Below are 17,130 nucleotides of genomic sequence, written 5' to 3' on the forward strand. Positions count from 1 at the left end.
AGTCATGATGTCTCCTTGTCAGTCCGCCGGTGCGGCGGGCCCACGGACGAACCCGTGGACTTCGGTGCTCCGGAAAGTATGCACCCGCGAGCCCGCTGTCAACGGTTGTCCCGAAGTGTTCGCATGCTGGACGAAGGTCCCTTGCGTGAGACGGCGCTGGCCTCTCGGGCGAGACGCGGACCCGGTCGGTGTTGCGCCGCTGGTCAGGAGGCCTCAGGACCTCGCGCCGCTCGCGAGAGCGACGAGCGCCTCGCGGTTCGGGCCGCTCCACGGCAGCGCCGCGCGGCTGAGCCGCTCGGCGGTGCGCCGCACGAGCAGCGCGACCCGTGCCTGCGGGTCGACGACGGTCTGCTCGAGGTCGGAGAGGCCGAGCTCGACGAAGACGAGGAGCGCGTCCGGGCCGACGTCCGGTGCGCTCTTGCCGTCTCCGGTCACCTCGTCGGCGGGCATCGCCTCGACGACGACGTGGCGGTGTGCGAGCTCGTGCTGCGCGCCGGCGGCACCGCCGAGCGCGCGGTAGACCTCGAGCGTGGCCGCGTGGCCTGCCGCGACCCAGCAGTCGTGGTGCCCGTGGTCCGGCTCGACGTCCTCCGAGCCGTCACCGCAGAGCATGGACGCGTCGACGTCGATCCACGCGACCTCGGGGTCCTCGAGGGCGAACCTCTGACGTCGAGGGCCCTTGGCGGACCGCACGGTCGGCCAGCGGCGGCTGGTCGTCCAGAGGTTGGTGGCGCTCGAGAAGTCCAGCTTCGACATGGCCACCCACGCCTCGACCGCCGGCGCGCCGCGGAGCTCCTCGACGCTCCGCGCGAGCGTCCCGCGCAGCACCCGGGCCTCGTCGAGCAGGCGTGCGAGGTTCACGTGCGCCGGGCTGGCGTCGCCGAGGGCGAGCTCGGGGTCGAGGAGGTGGACCGTGTCGTAGCCGCGCACCAGCTCCGGCGCGTCCGCCACCCGCTCGACCGCGTCCGGCCCGGCGAGGATCACGCCGTCGAGCACCCGCAGGAACCTCAGCCGGGCGAAGGGACGGTCGATCCCGGAGAAGGGCTCGACCCCGAGCGCCCGACCGTGCTTCTCGGTGTCGAGCACGTCGTAGGCCTGCCGCAGCTGGTCGGCGGCCGTCGTGAGCCTCTCCTCGGGGAGCTCGCGCGCCCAGCGGGACCACCGGTCGACCGCGTCCGGGGTGGTCGTGCCGCCGAGGGGCGTGAGGAGCTCCCAGAGCTGCGTCCACTCCTGCGGCGAGGAGCTGCGGCGACCGAGCCTGCTGAAGATTCCCATCGGACCATCGTGCGCGAGGCAGAGGGGGAGCGCTCCTCGAGCCGATGGTGAGCGGTCCCCAGCGGGTCGGGGTGCGGGACAGGGCCACCGGTGGCAGGGCGCCCTGGTGCCCCGAGGTACGTGCCCGGGCCTGGCTGAGACCTGCTGACGCTCGTCGTCAGGCTGGGACCGCCACGCCGGCCGCGGCGACGAGCACCTCGGCGGCCCCGCGTGCCTGCGCGGCGACAGAGGCGTCGCCGGAGATCGCCGCGGTGGTCTGCGCGCCCTCGGCGAGGATCGCGAGCTGGGCTGCGAGGGCGGGCGGTGCGCCGGCGTCGGCCACGAGGCCGGCGACGTAGCGCTGGAAGGAGGCCTTGTGCTCGCGGGCGGCCTCGGCGACGGCGGGGCGCGTGCCGCCGAGCTCGCCGAAGGCGTTGATGAACCCGCAGCCGCGGAACTCGTCGTCGCAGAACCAGTCGGCGAGGTAGTCGTAGATGGCCAGGAGCCTGTCTCGCGGGTCGGCTGCCCGGGCGACGCTCTCGGCGAGGCCGCTCTCCCAGGTCTGGTGGCGCCGGTCGAGGACCGCCAGGACGATGTCGTCCTTGGACGCGAAGACCGTGTAGAGGCGCCGCAGCGAGACGCCGGCCTCGGTGCGGAGCTCGTCCATGCCGACGGCCGCGTACCCCTTGGCGTAGTAGAGCCTGTCAGCGGCGTCGATGATGCTCTCGCGGAGGTCGTCGGTGGTCATGCCGTCCATTCTAGTTGCGGGGAGAACGTTCGTTCTCTACGCTGGAGAGCAGAGCGAGAACGACCGTTCTCACCGTGATCTGGAAGGGACTTCCCATGGGACGCATCATCGTCGGCCAGGAGAACACCTCTGACATCGAGCTCTACTACGAGGACCAGGGCGCCGGCCAGCCCGTCGTGCTGATCCACGGCTACCCCCTCGACGGCCACAGCTGGGAGCTGCAGAGCCGCGAGCTGCTCGCCGCCGGCTACCGCGTGATCACCTACGACCGCCGCGGCTTCGGGCAGTCCAGCAAGGTCGGCTCCGGGTACGACTACGACACCTTCGCCGCCGACCTCGACACCCTCCTCGAGACGCTCGACCTGCGCGACGTCGTCCTCGTCGGGTTCTCCATGGGCACCGGCGAGCTCGCCCGGTACGTCAGCCGCCACGGCCACGACCGCGTCGCCAAGCTCGCGTTCCTCGCCTCCCTCGAGCCCTTCCTCGTGCAGCAGGACGACAACCCGACCGGTGTCCCCCAGGACGTCTTCGACGGCATCGTCGAGGCGGCGCGCAAGGACCGCTACGCCTGGTTCGAGCAGTTCTACGGCGACTTCTACAACCTCGACGAGAACCTCGGCTCGCGCGTGAGCCAGCAGGTGGTGGACGCGAACCGCACCACCGCGAACGGCTCGGCCCCCGTGGCCGCCTACGCCGTGGTCCCCGCCTGGCTCGAGGACTTCCGCGCCGACGTGGCCGCGGTCCGCGAGTCCGGCAAGCCGTCGCTCATCCTGCACGGCACGGCCGACAACATCCTGCCGATCGACTCGACCGGACGCCCCTTCCACGAGGCGTTCCCCGAGGCCGACTACGTCGAGGTCGAGGGCGCCCCGCACGGCCTGCTCTGGACGCACGCCACCGAGGTCAACGAGGCGCTGCTGGCGTTCCTCGCGAAGTAGCAGCACGGCCGGGGCCGTCGCACGAGCCCGTACGCCTGAGGGGCGCACCTGACTGGTCAGGTGCGCCCCTCAGGTCATGCCCAGCCCAGGGACGCCTGAACCTCAGCCCAGGGGATGCTCGGCGCGTCGTCGCTCATCGCCTCGTCGAAGGCCGCGACGTCTGCAGCCTCCGCCACGGGGTCGTCGAGCGGGTTCGTCACCACTCCGCCTCAGCCGAAGATCGCGGGCAGCGTCCGGGTGTGGACCTCGCGGGCCTCGTCGAGGGGCAGCGTGAAGACGCCGTCGATCTCGAGGGTCTCAACCCCGTCGATGCTGTGGCCGGCCTCGCCGATCTTGAGGTGCGGGACGCCGCGGGCGACGCAGGCGTCGACGAAGCGGACCTCTTCGCCGCGGGGCACCGACACGAGGGCACGTGCGGTCGACTCGGAGAACAGCGCCTCGAAGTCGGTCACGCCGTCGCGAGCGGTGACTCCGGCGATCGACACCTTCGCGCCGACGCCGAAGCGCAGGCAGGACTCGACGAGCCCCTGGACGAGACCCCCCTCGGAGAGGTCGTGCGCGGCGTCGACGAGCTCGTCGCGCGTCGCGTTGATGAGCACCTCGGCGAGGGACTTCTCGGCCGCGAGGTCGAGGCGCGGCGGCACACCACCGAGGTGGGAGTGCTCGACGTCGGCCCAGGCGGAGCCGTCCAGCTCGGCGCGAGTGGTGCCGAGCAGGAAGATGGTCTCCCCCGCCTCGCGCCAGCCGGAGCCGGTCGCCCGGGACACGTCGTCGAGGACACCGAGCACGCCGACCACCGGGGTCGGGTGGATCGACGAGTCGATCTGGCCGGGCTCACCGGTGCCGTTGTACAGCGAGACGTTGCCGCCGGTGACAGGCACACCGAGCGTCTGGCAGCCGTCGGCCAGACCCTCGATGGCCTCGACGAGCTGCCACATGGAGTCCGGGTCCTCGGGGGAGCCGAAGTTGAGGCAGTCGGTGATGGCCAGCGGGCGGGCGCCGGTCGCCGCGACGTTGCGGTAGGCCTCGGCGAGCGCGAGCTGGGCGCCGGTGCGCGGGTCCAGCTTGGAGTAGCGGCCGTTCGCGTCGGTCGCGAGCGCGACTCCGAGACCGGTCGTCTCGTCGACGCGGATCACGCCGCCGTCGTCAGGCTGCGCGAGGGCGGTGTTGCCCTGCACGAAGCGGTCGTACTGGTCGGTGACCCATGCCTTGGAGGCGAGGTTCGGCGAGCCGAGGAGGCGCAGCGCGGTCGCGCGGAGCTCGTCGCCGGTCTCCGGGCGGGCCAGGCCGGCGGCGACGGTGGTGTCGGCGTTGAGGCCGTCCTGCCACGACGGGCGCGCGTAGGGGCGGTGGTAGACCGGGCCCTCGTGCGCGACGGTCTTGGGGTCGACGTCGACGATGCGCTGGCCGTGGTGGTCGATGGTCAGGCGGCCGGAGCCGTTGACCTCTCCGACGACGGCGGTCTCGACGTCCCACTTGCCAGTGATGGCGAGGAACTCGTCGAGCTTCTCGGGCGTGACGACCGCCATCATGCGCTCCTGCGACTCCGACATGAGGATCTCGCCGGCGTTGAGCGACGGGTCGCGCAGCAGCACGTCGTCGAGCCACACGTGCATGCCGCCGTCACCGTTCGACGCGAGCTCGGAGGTGGCGCAGGAGATGCCCGCGGCGCCGAGGTCCTGGATGCCCTCGACGACCTTGGCGGAGTACAGCTCGAGGCAGCACTCGATGAGCACCTTCTCCATGAAGGGGTCGCCCACCTGGACGCTCGGGCGCTTGGCGGGGACGCCGTCCTCGAAGGTCTCGGAGGCGAGGATCGACGCTCCGCCGATGCCGTCGCCACCGGTGCGCGCACCGAAGAGGACCACCTTGTTGCCGATGCCGGAGGCGTTGGCGAGGTGGATGTCCTCGTGGCGCAGCACGCCGAGGCACAGCGCGTTGACGAGGGGGTTGCCCTGGTAGGAGCTGTCGAAGACGAGCTCACCACCGATGTTGGGCAGGCCGAGGGAGTTGCCGTAGCCGCCGACGCCGGCGACGACGCCGTGGACGACGCGCGCGGTGTCCGGGTGGTCCACGGCGCCGAAGCGCAGCTGGTCCATGACGGCGACGGGGCGAGCGCCCATCGAGATGATGTCGCGGACGATGCCGCCGACACCGGTCGCGGCACCCTGGTAGGGCTCCACGAAGCTCGGGTGGTTGTGCGACTCGACCTTGAAGGTGACGGCCCAGCCGTCGCCGATGTCGACGACGCCGGCGTTCTCGCCGATGCCGACGAGGAGGTGCTTCTTCATCTCGTCGGTGGTCTTGGCGCCGAAGGTCGACAGGTGCACCTTGGAGGACTTGTACGAGCAGTGCTCGGACCACATGACGGAGTACATCGCGAGCTCGGCGGCCGTGGGGCGGCGTCCGAGGATGTCCCGGATCCGCTGGTACTCCTCCGGCTTGAGGCCCAGCGCCGCGAAGGGCTGCACCTCGTCCGGGGTGCTCGCGGCGTGCTCGACGGTGTCAAGGGTGGGCTTGCTGGGGGCGGTCATCAGATCCCTCATGGGTATGTGCCCTGCATCAGGCGGGCACGGTCGGCCGAGACGAGGGCCAGTTTAGCCGTGGAGGGATCGGCGGGGAGCCACGTCTCACCCGCACGGGAGGGCCCGACACCTGAGCCGCTGCTACGTCTGGTCGCCGTCACCACGCTCGAGCTCCTCGTCCACGACAGCCTGGAGCTCGACGGCCGAGGGCAGGGCCGCGCGGGCGTCGGCCGGCAGCCCCTGGTAGTCGGCGACCGCGACCGGCGCAGCGGTCGACGCGAGCGCGTAGGTGACCGCGGCCCCCTTCTTGCCGGTACAGAGCAAGATCCCCACGGTCGGCGCATGAATCTCCGGGCGGCGGAGCTCTCCGTCGACGGCCGCGACATAGGCGCCGAGCTGCCCGAGGTGCGCCGGCGTCGAGGGGCCGACCTTGAGCTCGACGACCACGTACCGCAGCTGCTCGACGTGGAACAGCAGCAGGTCGATGACGAACTCGTCGCCGTCTCCGAGAGGGAGCCGGAACTGACGGCCCACGAGCGACATGCCGCGGCCGAGCTCCATGAGCGTGTCCTGCAGACGGTCCATGAGCGCCTGCTCGACGTCGCGCTCGCGCCGGGTGGTCACCATCGACAGATGCTCGAAGACGTACGGATCCTTGACCAGCTGGCGGGCGAGGTCGGAGTCGGTCCCGTCCAGGGCTGTGTCGAAGTTGGACGGCGCTGAGCCGACGGCCGCACGCAGACCGGCGACGATCTTGTGCTCGAGGACGGCCCGCGACCACCCCTCGTCGGCCGCACGGGCGGCATACCAGTCGCGATCGTCACGAGTGTCGAGGCGGTCCAGGAGGACGGTGATGTGCCCCCACGGCAATCGTCCAACAGCTTGTTGGACGATCTCCGCCTCTTCTGTCCAGACTTCCGCGACCTTCCGCATGTAGAGCAGGTTCGTCCGTGACCAGCCGCGCTGCTCCGGGAACTCTCTCCTCAGGTCGGTGGCGAGTCGGCTGACCACCCTGGACCCCCACCCGTCGACCGTCTGCCGGTCGAGGATCTCCCGCCCGATGGACCAGTAGAGCCGCACGACCTCCGTGTTGGCTGCGCGAGCCGCGCGAAACTGGGTCTGCCGCACCTGGTCCTTGAGGCGCGCCAAGACCTCGCCGTAGCCAGCCATCTGCAGAGCCGATTCGTCATGATCCGTCACCATCGCGCCAGTATGGCATCACCCACGGACATCGATCAGCGCCGCCTCACACCATCCCCTTGAGTGCGAGATAACCAGTCGCGACCGCGACGTCGACCGCGCGCGGCACCGGCACCACGCAGTCCTGCGGGCCGACCTGTCCGGTCGCGACCTGGGCGAGGCAGAGGGTCTGGAGGGAGAACCCGATGTCCATCGACTGGATCGAGTTGCCGCGCGCGCCCGGTCCGGCGAGGTTCACCATGTGCCCGCTGCCGAGGACGTGGACCGTGCGACCGTCGGTGAAGGTCACCGACCGGACGTCGGGCAGCGTCTCGCCAGCGGTCACGCCGGGCAGCGCCTCGATGGCGTCGAGGTCGATCTCGTCGGGCTCGTGCCCGGCGTTGGCGAGGACCGCCCCGTCGCGCAGCAGGTGGGTGTGCTCGGGGCCGAGGACGCGCCCGCCGCCCGTCACGGTGATGACGACGTCGGCGTCGACGAGCGCCGCCTCGAGCGAGGTGGTGCGGAAGCCGTCCATGAGGGCCCGCAGGCACATGACCGGGTCGGCGTCGACGACCGTCACCTGGCTGCGGGCGTTGCGGAAGGTGTCGGCCACCCCGCGGCCGCACCACCCGTACCCGACGACGACGACCCGCTCGCCGTGGGTGATCCGGTTGGTGAAGCGCAGGTACGACTCGAGGACGCTCTGCCCGACGCCGTGCTGGTTCTCGGCGAAGGCCTTGATGGGGCTGTCGTTGATGACGAGGACGGGCATCGCGAGCGCGGCACGGTGCGGTTCGAGGACCTGCCGCCCCGAGGTGGTCTCCTCGGTGCCACCGAGCAGCCCGGCGTACGGGCGCTCGAGGTAGCGCAGGAACAGGTCCCCGCCGTTGTCGAGGAGCAGCTGCGGCTCGGCGTCGAGGACCTCGTCGATGTGCCGGGCGCGCACCGCACGGTCGCGCGTCGGCTCGCCGACCACCCGGACGCCGCTGGCCCGCAGGTGCTCGACGGTGCCGGGCTGGGTCGACCCGAGGTTCCCGGTCGCGACGACCTCCGCGCCGCCCGCGCGCAGCGTCGCGACGAGGGCGGCCGTCTTGGGCTCGAGGTGGATCGCCGACCCGACGGTCAGCCCGTCGAAGGGCCGGGTCTGGGCGATCTCCTCGCGGATCCCGGCCATGAGGCGGCACTGCTGGTCGACCCAGGCGATCCGGGCGGCGTCGGTCATCAGGGGGCTCCTCGTCGTGCGTCGACGGGTCGTCCCGGGCGGGTCGGCGGGTCCGTCATACGTATGACGGATACTGTAGGCGCGTGCCCAGAAATCGGTCAACCACCCACCCGGCGACGAGCGCCGCCGGCGCCTCGTCCGCGAGCGCGACGCCGCCCGGCGCCACGCCGACCACCGCCACCGAGGTCGCCCGGGCGGCCGGGGTGTCGCAGAGCGCCGTCTCGCTCGTGATGTCGGGCAAGTCGGGCGGGCGCATCTCCGCGTCGACCGCCGAGCACATCCGGGAGGTCGCGCACTCGCTCGGGTACAGCCCCAACCTCGCTGCCCGGGCGCTGCGCACCGGATCCTCGGGACTGCTCGGGCTCGTGGTGCTCGACGCCTCGCACCCCTTCTACGGGCAGATGCTCTCCGCCGCCGACGACGCCGCCGCGAGCCGCGACCTGTCGCTCTCGATGATCCAGACGCGCGGGCACGCGGCCACCTGGGAGCAGCGCCTCGCCGACCAGCTGTCCTCGGGACACCTCGCCGGGGCGATCGTCTGCGGGGAGCGCCTCGCCGACGCGTCGCCGCTGCGGGCCTGGGCCGACCGGCTGGTGTTCGTCGAGGTCCCCGAGCCAGGGATGCGGTCGGTGGTCCTCGCGACCGCCGCGGCGACGGACGCCGCGGTCGCCCACCTGGCGGCAGCAGGGTGCACGGAGGTCGCGTACCTGGCGGCCGACTACCCGTCGGCGGTGTTCGCCGGGAGGTTCGCCGACTGCGTCGCCGCGGCCGACCGCCACGGGGTGGCGCTGCGCGCCGACCCGGCGTGGCGGGCGACCTTCGACGTCGAGACGGCCACGGCCGTGGCCGGGCGGATGCTCGACGCCGGGGTCCGCGCGGTGGTCTGCGACGACGACCTGCTCGCCCTCGCCCTGCACCGCGCCGCTGCGGGTCGCGGCGTCCGGGTGCCCGAGGACCTCGAGATCGTCGGGGTCGGCGACCTCGACGCCGCGCGCCTGGTGAGCCCAGAGCTCACGACGGTCCGGCTGCCCGCCGCGGAGATCGCCGCGGCCGCCGTCGACCTCGTCGCCGACGCGCTGGCAGGGCACGAGACGGCGTCGGTGAGGACGGTCGCGACCCCGCTCGTGCTGCGCGGGACGACCACCGGCTGAGCGGCGGCGCCACCTCCCCCGGCCCCACGGGCTCCACAGACCTCGCGGGCTCCACCAGCTCCACGAGGAGGGAATCTCCTGGCTCCACGGGCGCCGGGACGTTAGCGTGCACAGATGACCCCGCAGCCTGCCGCCCACGACCTCTCCCTCGCGGCCCTCTGGCCGGTCAGCGGCCTGCGGGCCACCGCAGACGTCGCGACGCCGGGTGGCACAGGGGGCGTGCGCACGCTCGAGCTGCGCTACCTCGACGACGACCTCGTGGTCGAGCTCGCGCGTCTCGCGTCGCGCGGTGTCCACTCCCCCGACGCGATGCCCTTCGACGTCCCGTGGACCCGTGGCACCCCGCTGGAGGTCGCCCGGAGCGTGCTCGCCTACCAGTGGGGCGCCCGCTCACGCCTGTCCCCCGAGCGCTGGGCGCTCGAGCTCGGAGTGGTCGTCGACGGCGTGCCGGTCGGCATCCAGGCGCTCCAGTCGGACGAGTTCCTCGTGACCGGCAGCATCGAGACCGGCTCGTGGCTGGGGCTCGAGCACCAGGGCACCGGCGTCGGCACGGCCATGCGGCTGCTCGCGCTGCACCTCGCCTTCGACGGGCTCGACGCCCGTGCGGCGACGACGAGCGCCTGGGAGGACAACCCCGCCTCGAACGCGGTCACACGCAAGGTCGGCTACGAGCGCGACGGCGCGCGCACCGAGGTCCGCGAAGGCACCGCAGTCGAGAAGCTCCGCTACCGCCTGCGCCGCGGCACCTGGGAGGCGCGGCCCGCGCACCAGCAGCTCGACGTGACCTTCCACGGGCTCGACGGCACCCGAGGATTCCTGGGCATCGGCTGACGGGGCGGGGGCGGCCACGATCTCCGGGCACGGCCGCACCGGCCGACGGCTGTCGTGCCGCCCGCCCTCCCCGCACCCGGCGTGAGACTCTGTGTCCATGCCCGACAACGCCTCCCTGTTCCCGGGAAAGCACTTCATCTCGACGGTCCTCTCGGCGCTCGAGACCAAGACCGCGATGAGCAGCGCGCTGGTCCGCCAGTACCTCATGCGGGCGGCGATGGCCGGCGTGATCATCGGCGTCATGTACACCGTGAACTTCGCGGTGGTCGCGGCGTTCCAGGAGGTCGACGACAGCCTCTACCAGGTGGGCAAGATCGTCGGGGCGCTGTTCTTCGGGTGGGCGCTGGTCTTCATCTACTACAGCAAGTCCGAGCTGCTCACCTCGAACATGATGATCGTGTCGATCGGGCTGTACCACCGGCGCACCAGCGTCGTGAAGGGCCTGCGGATCCTCGGGCTCTGCTTCCTCGGCAACATCCTCGGCGGCCTGCTGGTCGCCGCACTGCTGCGGTTCTCGACGCTGACCAGCGGCGCGGCCGGCGACCTCATGGTCAGCGCCACCGACCACAAGGTCGCCTACCTCACGGAGGGCGTCACCGGTTGGACGGACCTGCTGATCCGCGCCGTGCTGTGCAACTTCATGATCAACCTCGCGATGCTGCTCGTCTACAACGGGCTCATCAAGGACGATCTCACCCGGTGCCTCGTCATGGTGGTGGCCGTGTTCGTGTTCGCCTTCACCGGCCTCGAGCACTCCGTGGCCAACACGGTCCTGTTCCTCGTGGTGGGTCTCCAGGGAGGCCTCGACGTCGGGCTGGCGGCCGGGAACGTGGGCATCGCCCTGCTGGGCAACCTCGTCGGCGGAGGCCTGCTCATCGGGCTGTACTACGCCTACCTCAACGACGACTCCCACTACCCCGCGGAGAGCACCACCAGCACCTGAGCCCGCTCCGCTCATGGCGATCGTGGTCCAGCGTCCCGTGGTCGTCCCAGGGGTGCACGCACCCGCATACCGTCCACAGCACCTCCGTGTCGACGTGGCGCCCGGTGCCCCGGACAGGGCAGCATGCCCCCATGCCTCTTCTCACTCTCCCGTCGGTGTCCCGCCGGATCGCCGACGAGCTCGCCGTCGGCGAGCACCAGGTGTCCGCCGCGGTCGCGTTGCTCGACGGCGGCGCGACGGTGCCTTTTGTCGCCCGCTACCGCAAGGAGGCGACCGGGGGCCTCGACGACGCCCAGCTGCGCACGCTCGACGAGAGGCTGCGGTACCTGCGCGAGCTCGACGCCCGCCGTACCGCGGTCCTCGCCTCGATCGAGGAGCAGGGGCGCCTCGACGACGCGCTCCGGGCCTCGATCATGGCCGCCGAGACCAAGTCGCGGCTCGAGGACATCTACCTGCCGTTCAAGCCGCGCCGCCGGACCAAGGCGCAGATCGCCCGCGAGGCCGGGCTCGAGCCGCTCGCCGACCTCCTCCTGGCCGAGCCCGGCCGTGACCCGGAGACCGAGGCCGGTGCCTACGTCGACGCGGACCGCGGGGTCGCCGACACGCAGGTCGCCCTCGACGGCGCCCGGTCGATCCTCGTCGAACGGTTCACCGAGGACGCCGACCTCGTCGGCGAGCTCCGCGAGCGCGCCTGGAAGGCCGGGGACCTCGTCGCCCGTGTCGTCGCGGGCCAGGAGACGGCGGGCGAGAAGTTCTCCGACTACTTCGACCACCGCGAACGGCTCACGAGGGCACCCTCGCACCGCATCCTCGCGATGCTCCGCGGCGAGAAGGAGGGCGTCCTCCTGCTCGACCTGGACCTCGACCCGCAGCCGGACGGCGCACGCCCGGTCCGCGGCGAGCCGTCCTCCTACGAGCGCAGCATCGCCGCACGGTTCAGGATCCAGGCGGCCGGGCGCCCCGGTGACGTCTGGCTGGCCGAGACCGTCCGCCTCGCCTGGCGCGGCAGGGTGGGCACCCGGGTCGACATCGACCTGCGGCTGCGCCTCCGCGAGCGCGCCGAGAAGGACGCGATCGGCGTGTTCGCCGCGAACCTCCGTGACCTGCTGCTCGCCGCACCGGCCGGGCCGCGGGCCACGCTCGGGCTCGACCCGGGCTACCGCACCGGCGTGAAGGTCGCCGTCGTCGACAGCACCGGCAAGGCCGTCGACACGGCGGTCGTCTACCCGCACCAGGGGTCGGGCCGCTGGGACCAGTCGCTGGCCACGCTCTCCGCGCTGGTCACCAAGTACTCCGTCGAGCTCGTCGCCATCGGCAACGGCACCGCCTCCCGCGAGACCGACACGCTCGCGGGCCAGCTCGTGGGCCGTCACCCCGGCCTCACCAAGGTCGTGGTCTCCGAGGCGGGCGCCTCGGTGTACTCGGCCTCCGCGTACGCGAGCGCCGAGCTCCCGGGCATGGACGTGTCGCTGCGCGGTGCGGTGTCCATCGCACGACGCCTGCAGGACCCGCTCGCCGAGCTCGTCAAGATCGACGCGCGGTCGATCGGCGTCGGCCAGTACCAGCACGACCTGCCGCAGGGTGACCTGTCGCGGTCCCTCGACGCCGTGGTGGAGGACGCCGTCAACGGCGTCGGCGTGGACGTCAACACCGCCTCGGTGCCTCTGCTGACGCGGGTGTCCGGCCTGAGCACCTCGCTGGCAGAGTCGATCGTCGCGCACCGGGACGCCCACGGGGCGTTCACCTCGCGCCGGGCCCTCAAGGCCGTGCCGCGCCTCGGTCCGAAGGCCTTCGAGCAGGCCGCCGGGTTCCTGCGCGTGCGGGGCGGGGACGAGCCGCTCGACGCCTCTGCCGTGCACCCTGAGTCCTACCCGGTGGCACGCGCCATGGCGGCGAAGGCCCGCTGCGGACTGGGCGAGCTCATCGGCAGCACCGAGACGCTCCGCGGGCTCCAGCCGGTCGACTTCGTGGACGAGCGCCACGGGCTCCCGACGGTCCTCGACGTCCTCGCCGAGCTCGAGAAGCCCGGCCGGGACCCCCGCCCCACCTTCGCCACCGCACGCTTCGCCGACGGCGTCGAGAAGGTCGCCGACCTGGTGCCCGGGATGGTGCTCGAGGGCGTCGTCACCAACTGCGCGGCCTTCGGGGCCTTCGTCGACGTCGGGGTCCACCAGGACGGGCTCGTGCACGTCTCGGCGCTGTCGGACCGGTTCGTCTCCGACCCGCGGGAGGTCGTCAAGCCTGGCGACGTCGTCACCGTCAAGGTGCTCACCGTCGACGTGCGGCGTGGTCGGATCGGCCTGACGCTCCGGCTCGAGGACCCCGTCCCGGGCGCTGGCGGGGCTGATGCTGATGGGAGCACGGGGAAGACCAGGGGCGACGGTACGACCCGGGGCACTCGGACGGACAAGAGCGCTGAGGGTGCCAGGAGCACCGGGGCTGCCGAGGACGGCCGGCGACGCGGGCGCCCGGAGAAGGATCGGCCAGCACAGGGCCGAGGGCGCGGTTCCTCCGGGAGACCACCCGCACCCGAGGGAGCGATGGCCGAGGCCCTGCGCCGAGCAGGGCTCAGCCCGAGCTGACGTGCGGCGTGCGGCGTGGGGCTCGCAGGCTCCGTCAGGTCAGGTCAGTACCGCGACACCCTCGACCGTGACCTTCGCGCCGCTCGACCCGAACCGGGTGCCGTCCTTCTTCCACCATGCGGGGACCTCCCCGGTCGGTGCGACCCGCACCGTCCAGCGCCCGGCGGGCAGTGCTGGGCTCACGTAGACCGGGCCGTCCGCGGTGACCTTGGAGTAGAGGTCCACCAGGTGTGAGCGGGCCTCGCCGTCCTCGCCGACCAGGTCGACACGCGCGTAGCCGCTCGCGCTGTCCGACGTCCCGAGGACGGCGAGACGACCGCCGCCGGCCGGGAGGTCGACCTCCACCTCGAAGCGGGTCGCCGGGTCGTCGGAGACGAACCGGTCTCCGGCCACGACGCCCGGCAGATCGACGCGTTCCCCCGTCTCCGGGTCCCACGCAGGCCAGTACTCGCCGAGCCGGGCGCGGCCGTCCTCGACGAGGAGCGGCAGCCACACCTGGGTCGCCGCCGACGCCTGGTGCGGGAACGACCACCGGTCGCCCATGTACACCGGGACCACCTCGTCGCCGCGCCGGACCCGCGCGACGAAGGAGCACTGGGAGTCGTGGGTCAGCGTCCCCGGTGCGGCGAGAGTCCCGGCGTGGCGCCACGGCCCGCGGACGGACGGTGCCGAGAGGACGTAGTTGTCGTTGCGCTCCCACGAGGTCTTCCCGGAGAAGAGCAGGTGGTAGGTCCCGTCGACCTGCCACATCGCCGGGGACTCCCCGCCGGGCGCGACCTGCGAGGCGACCTTCTCCTCCGCGACGAGGCAGTCGTCGCTCAGGCGGTACACGTCGCCCTCGTGGACCAGCAGGTAGGCGGTCCCGTCGTCGTCCTGGAAGGTCCCCAGGTCCCAGCGCCGGACCGGCTCTCCCTCGAAGAGCAGCGGCCCGTGCCAGCGGTACTCTCCGGCGACCGTGTCGCAGGTGGCGACGCCGACGACGGGGTCGGTGTACCCGAGGTCGTCGGAGTGCAGGAGCATCACGAAGGCCCCGGTCGTCGGCGACCGCAGGACCTTGGGGCGCTCGCCGATCCGTCCGGGCCCCAGCGGCCCGTCGGGCTGGACGGGCAGGACCACCCGCTCGAAGGTCCAGGTCGCCAGGTCGGTCGACGACCAGCACCCGACGCCGTCGAACCGGTTCTCGTCGTCCGTCTTGTGCTCGCCGAAGAGGTAGTAGCGCCCGCCGTCGTCGACGAGGCAGGCGCCGTGGGCGTTGACGACCTCCCCGCGGTCGTCGAACCAGGGGACGCCGTTGAGGACGAGGGCCATCGCCCCATCATGGCAAGCGCTTCCCGTCGGGGCGAGACGACACAGCGCGCACCGAGGCGTGACGCACCGTCGAGTCCAGCACCTCGGAGGTGCCGCACCGCAGAGGGGTGCGGCACCACCGCGGTGGCGCCGCACCCCTCGGAGGTCTCGGGTGCTGTCGTCAGTCCTCGAGCGCCGGGTAGTCCGTGTAGCCCTCGGCACCGGAGGCGTAGACGGTGGCCTGGTCGAGCTCGTTGAGCTCGCGGCCCTCCTGCCAGCGGCGGACGAGGTCCGGGTTGGCGATGACCTGGCGGCCGACGGCCACGGCGTCGGAGTGACCGGCCACGACGATCTCGGTCGCCTCGTCCCGCGTGGTGATGACACCGAAGCCCGAGTTCGCGATGGTCGGGCCTCCGAAGCGCGTGCGCAGGTCCCGCACGAGCGCGCCGGTGGGCTCGCGGTGCAGGATGCTCAGGTACGCCAGCCCGAGGGGCGCGAGCGCGTCGACGAGCGCGCCGTAGACGGCCTGCACGTCGGCGTCGTCGGTCTCGAGCGCGCCCTGGATGTTGTGCGCGGGCGAGATGCGGATGCCCACGCGGTCCGCGCCGACGGCCTCGACGACCGCCGTGACGGTCTCGACCACGAAGCGGATGCGGTTCTCGACCGAGCCGCCGTACTGGTCCTCGCGGACGTTCGACGCAGGCGACAGGAACTCGTGGAGCAGGTAGCCGTTGGCCGAGTGCATCTCGACGCCGTCGAAGCCGCCGACCTCGACGGCGTTGCGGCTGGCGGTGACGAAGGCCTGGGTGATGCCGTGGATCTCGTCGACCGTGAGGGCGTGCGGCACCGGGTAGGCGACCTTGCCCTCAGGGGTGTGGGTCTCGCCGTCGATCGCGATCGCGCTGGGCCCTTCCACCTGGCGGCCGCCGTTGATGCCCGGGTGCGTCACACGGCCGGCGTGCATCACCTGCGCGACGATCTGCCCGCCACGCTCGTGCACGGCGTCGGTGACCCGGCGCCACCCGGCGAGCTGGGCGTCGGTCACGAGACCCGGCTGGCCCACGAAGCCCTGGCCGGCGTGCGTCGGGTACGTGCCCTCGCTGACGATGAGGCCGACCGAGGCGCGCTGCGCGTAGTGCTCGACGACGATGTCGCCCGGGACGCCCTCGGAGCCGGACCGCATGCGGGTCAGCGGCGCCATGACGACGCGGTTGGCGAGGGTGAGCGCACCGAAGGTGGTGGGCGTGAAGAGGTCGGTCATCAGGGTCCGTTCGTCCGAGGGAGGGGACGTCCTCGCCAGGGCGAGGATCCTCAGGTCACAACAGTGCCGGGACGTCGTTGCTTCCAGCCGTGGCGCACGTCACGCACCGCAGACCTGGACGGCGTCTTCACCGATGACGGCCTCGGCGTCGCTAGAGTCGGTGCGCCGGTCCAGACCAGGACTCGGCACGACCGCGGCCGCACGGCCTAACGAGCCGACCGAGGAGCGAGCACGTGGCGAGACCGCCGACACGTCGGACAGCGCTGACATCGCTGACTGCGACGGCGTTGCTCGTCGCACTCCTGGCCGGGTGCTCGACCACGCCGGACCCGTCCAGCCCTGGCTCCTCCCAGACCTCCACCCCGACCTCTACGGCGCCGTCAGGCGAGTCGGCTCCCGACGAGCCCTCGACCCAGGCCCCGACACCCGAGGCGACCGCCGAGTCCCCCGCCCCCGCCCCCTCGCTGCTCGTCCACGTCTCGGTCGAGAGCGGCTCTGTCGTGGCCGAGGTGGTGGACCTGTCCGGTGGCCCGACCGTCGCGTCGCCACCGGACGGCGACACCGGCACCGTCCTCACCGTCGTCGTAGAGGACCCCGCCGCCCCCGTGATCCTCGACGTCCCCGAGGCCGTCGGAGGGTCGGTGCAGGTCGCGGCCGACCGGACCGCGGCGGTGCTCCACGCAGACGGCCGTCTCGCCCTCGGGCTGGCTCTGCCGAAGGCCGAAGGGACGAACGGCACGCAGGCCCGTGTCCGATGGGTGGAGACGGCAGAGGGCGCCCAGCCCGGGGACGGCCCCTCCCTGGTCCTCGACGTGAGCGCGGTCGACCCGGCTGTCTTCCCGCTGGTGGTCACGACGCAGCTCGGGGCCTCCGTGGTCGCGTCGGCGTCGTGGGGAGACCGCGAGGGTGGCCGCTCGCTCGCCGTCACGCCGACCGACTGGGGCCGGGTGTCGGGCGCGACGGGCAGCGCGACCGCCTGGGCGGACCTGCTCGCCGTCGAGCCGGAGGCCGACACCCCGGGCATGGAGACCCAGCTGCAGTGCCACCTGCTCGGCGCCCGCGACAAGGCGACCTGGAACCTCGAGCCGTGGCGGCCCGACCTCGGCCTCGTCGAGTACGCGCTCGCCCGCTGCAACCCGACCTGACCCGAGCGCCGTCACGCTCCCCACCCGCCCGTCCCCATGCCCGAGACGCGATGGGGCGGACCTC

At 72.4% G+C, this 17,130-nt stretch carries 14 protein-coding genes; 6 read left to right on the top strand and 8 right to left on the bottom strand.

Features of this window, described 5'->3' with window-relative positions; translation table 11 throughout:
* Positions 1 to 213 precede the first annotated feature (213 nt).
* Both SKED_RS17055 and SKED_RS17060 read right to left on the bottom strand, forming a co-directional pair.
* On the bottom strand, positions 214 to 1,275 hold the full coding sequence (locus SKED_RS17055; RefSeq protein WP_012868428.1) for a hypothetical protein: 1,062 nt from the start codon (positions 1,273 to 1,275) through the stop codon (positions 214 to 216).
* A 157-nt stretch (positions 1,276 to 1,432) separates the two neighbouring features.
* Positions 1,433 to 2,002, bottom strand: coding sequence for a TetR/AcrR family transcriptional regulator (locus SKED_RS17060; protein ID WP_042439661.1), 570 nt, complete (start codon positions 2,000 to 2,002; stop codon positions 1,433 to 1,435).
* A 95-nt stretch (positions 2,003 to 2,097) separates the two neighbouring features.
* Between SKED_RS17060 and SKED_RS17065 the strand changes: the two genes are divergently transcribed.
* Positions 2,098 to 2,940 carry an alpha/beta fold hydrolase gene (locus tag SKED_RS17065; RefSeq protein WP_012868430.1) on the top strand — a complete coding sequence of 281 codons (843 nt, stop codon included), beginning with the start codon at positions 2,098 to 2,100 and terminating at the stop codon, positions 2,938 to 2,940.
* A 74-nt stretch (positions 2,941 to 3,014) separates the two neighbouring features.
* On the opposite strand, the gene SKED_RS20895 is transcribed toward SKED_RS17065, so the two are convergent.
* The 4 genes from SKED_RS20895 to SKED_RS17080 form a co-directional block, all read right to left on the bottom strand.
* Positions 3,015 to 3,140 (bottom strand): hypothetical protein, encoded by a 126-nt coding sequence (locus SKED_RS20895; RefSeq protein ID WP_012868431.1) that lies wholly within the window; start codon positions 3,138 to 3,140, stop codon positions 3,015 to 3,017.
* A 9-nt stretch (positions 3,141 to 3,149) separates the two neighbouring features.
* Positions 3,150 to 5,474, bottom strand: a complete 2,325-nt coding sequence (gene purL / locus SKED_RS17070; RefSeq protein ID WP_012868432.1) for a phosphoribosylformylglycinamidine synthase subunit PurL — start codon at positions 5,472 to 5,474, stop codon at positions 3,150 to 3,152.
* A 132-nt stretch (positions 5,475 to 5,606) separates the two neighbouring features.
* Positions 5,607 to 6,635, bottom strand: coding sequence for a PDDEXK nuclease domain-containing protein (locus SKED_RS17075; RefSeq protein ID WP_143755820.1), 1,029 nt, complete (start codon positions 6,633 to 6,635; stop codon positions 5,607 to 5,609).
* Positions 6,636 to 6,711: 76 nt separating this feature from the next.
* Positions 6,712 to 7,866: an adenosylhomocysteinase gene (locus tag SKED_RS17080; RefSeq protein WP_012868434.1), complete on the bottom strand. Its 1,155-nt coding sequence runs from the start codon at positions 7,864 to 7,866 to the stop codon at positions 6,712 to 6,714.
* A gap of 83 nt (positions 7,867 to 7,949) precedes the next feature.
* Here SKED_RS17080 and SKED_RS17085 point away from each other — a divergent pair, with 83 nt between their 5' ends.
* From SKED_RS17085 to SKED_RS17100, 4 genes are all read left to right on the top strand, one after another.
* Positions 7,950 to 9,017 carry a LacI family DNA-binding transcriptional regulator gene (locus SKED_RS17085; RefSeq protein ID WP_081448030.1) on the top strand — a complete coding sequence of 356 codons (1,068 nt, stop codon included), beginning with the start codon at positions 7,950 to 7,952 and terminating at the stop codon, positions 9,015 to 9,017.
* 114 nt (positions 9,018 to 9,131) lie between these two features.
* Positions 9,132 to 9,848: a GNAT family N-acetyltransferase gene (locus SKED_RS17090; protein ID WP_012868436.1), complete on the top strand. Its 717-nt coding sequence runs from the start codon at positions 9,132 to 9,134 to the stop codon at positions 9,846 to 9,848.
* A 97-nt stretch (positions 9,849 to 9,945) separates the two neighbouring features.
* On the top strand, positions 9,946 to 10,791 hold the full coding sequence (locus SKED_RS17095) for a formate/nitrite transporter family protein (protein WP_086015229.1): 846 nt from the start codon (positions 9,946 to 9,948) through the stop codon (positions 10,789 to 10,791).
* 131 nt (positions 10,792 to 10,922) lie between these two features.
* Positions 10,923 to 13,373, top strand: a complete 2,451-nt coding sequence (locus SKED_RS17100) for a Tex family protein (RefSeq protein WP_012868438.1) — start codon at positions 10,923 to 10,925, stop codon at positions 13,371 to 13,373.
* Positions 13,374 to 13,412: 39 nt separating this feature from the next.
* Here SKED_RS17100 and SKED_RS17105 read toward each other — a convergent pair whose 3' ends face one another.
* Both SKED_RS17105 and SKED_RS17110 read right to left on the bottom strand, forming a co-directional pair.
* Entirely contained in the window at positions 13,413 to 14,681 is a 1,269-nt protein-coding gene (locus SKED_RS17105) for a family 43 glycosylhydrolase (protein WP_012868439.1), read from the bottom strand.
* 160 nt (positions 14,682 to 14,841) lie between these two features.
* A complete protein-coding gene (locus tag SKED_RS17110; protein ID WP_012868440.1) occupies positions 14,842 to 15,921 on the bottom strand; it encodes an alkene reductase in 1,080 nt (359 codons plus the stop codon).
* A gap of 287 nt (positions 15,922 to 16,208) precedes the next feature.
* On the opposite strand from SKED_RS17110, the gene SKED_RS19240 reads away from it, so the two are divergent.
* Positions 16,209 to 17,066: a DUF2599 domain-containing protein gene (locus SKED_RS19240; RefSeq protein ID WP_052293912.1), complete on the top strand. Its 858-nt coding sequence runs from the start codon at positions 16,209 to 16,211 to the stop codon at positions 17,064 to 17,066.
* Positions 17,067 to 17,130: the final 64 nt, after the last annotated feature.

It is taken from the genome of Sanguibacter keddieii DSM 10542 (assembly GCF_000024925.1).
Lineage (GTDB): Bacteria > Actinomycetota > Actinomycetes > Actinomycetales > Cellulomonadaceae > Sanguibacter > Sanguibacter keddieii.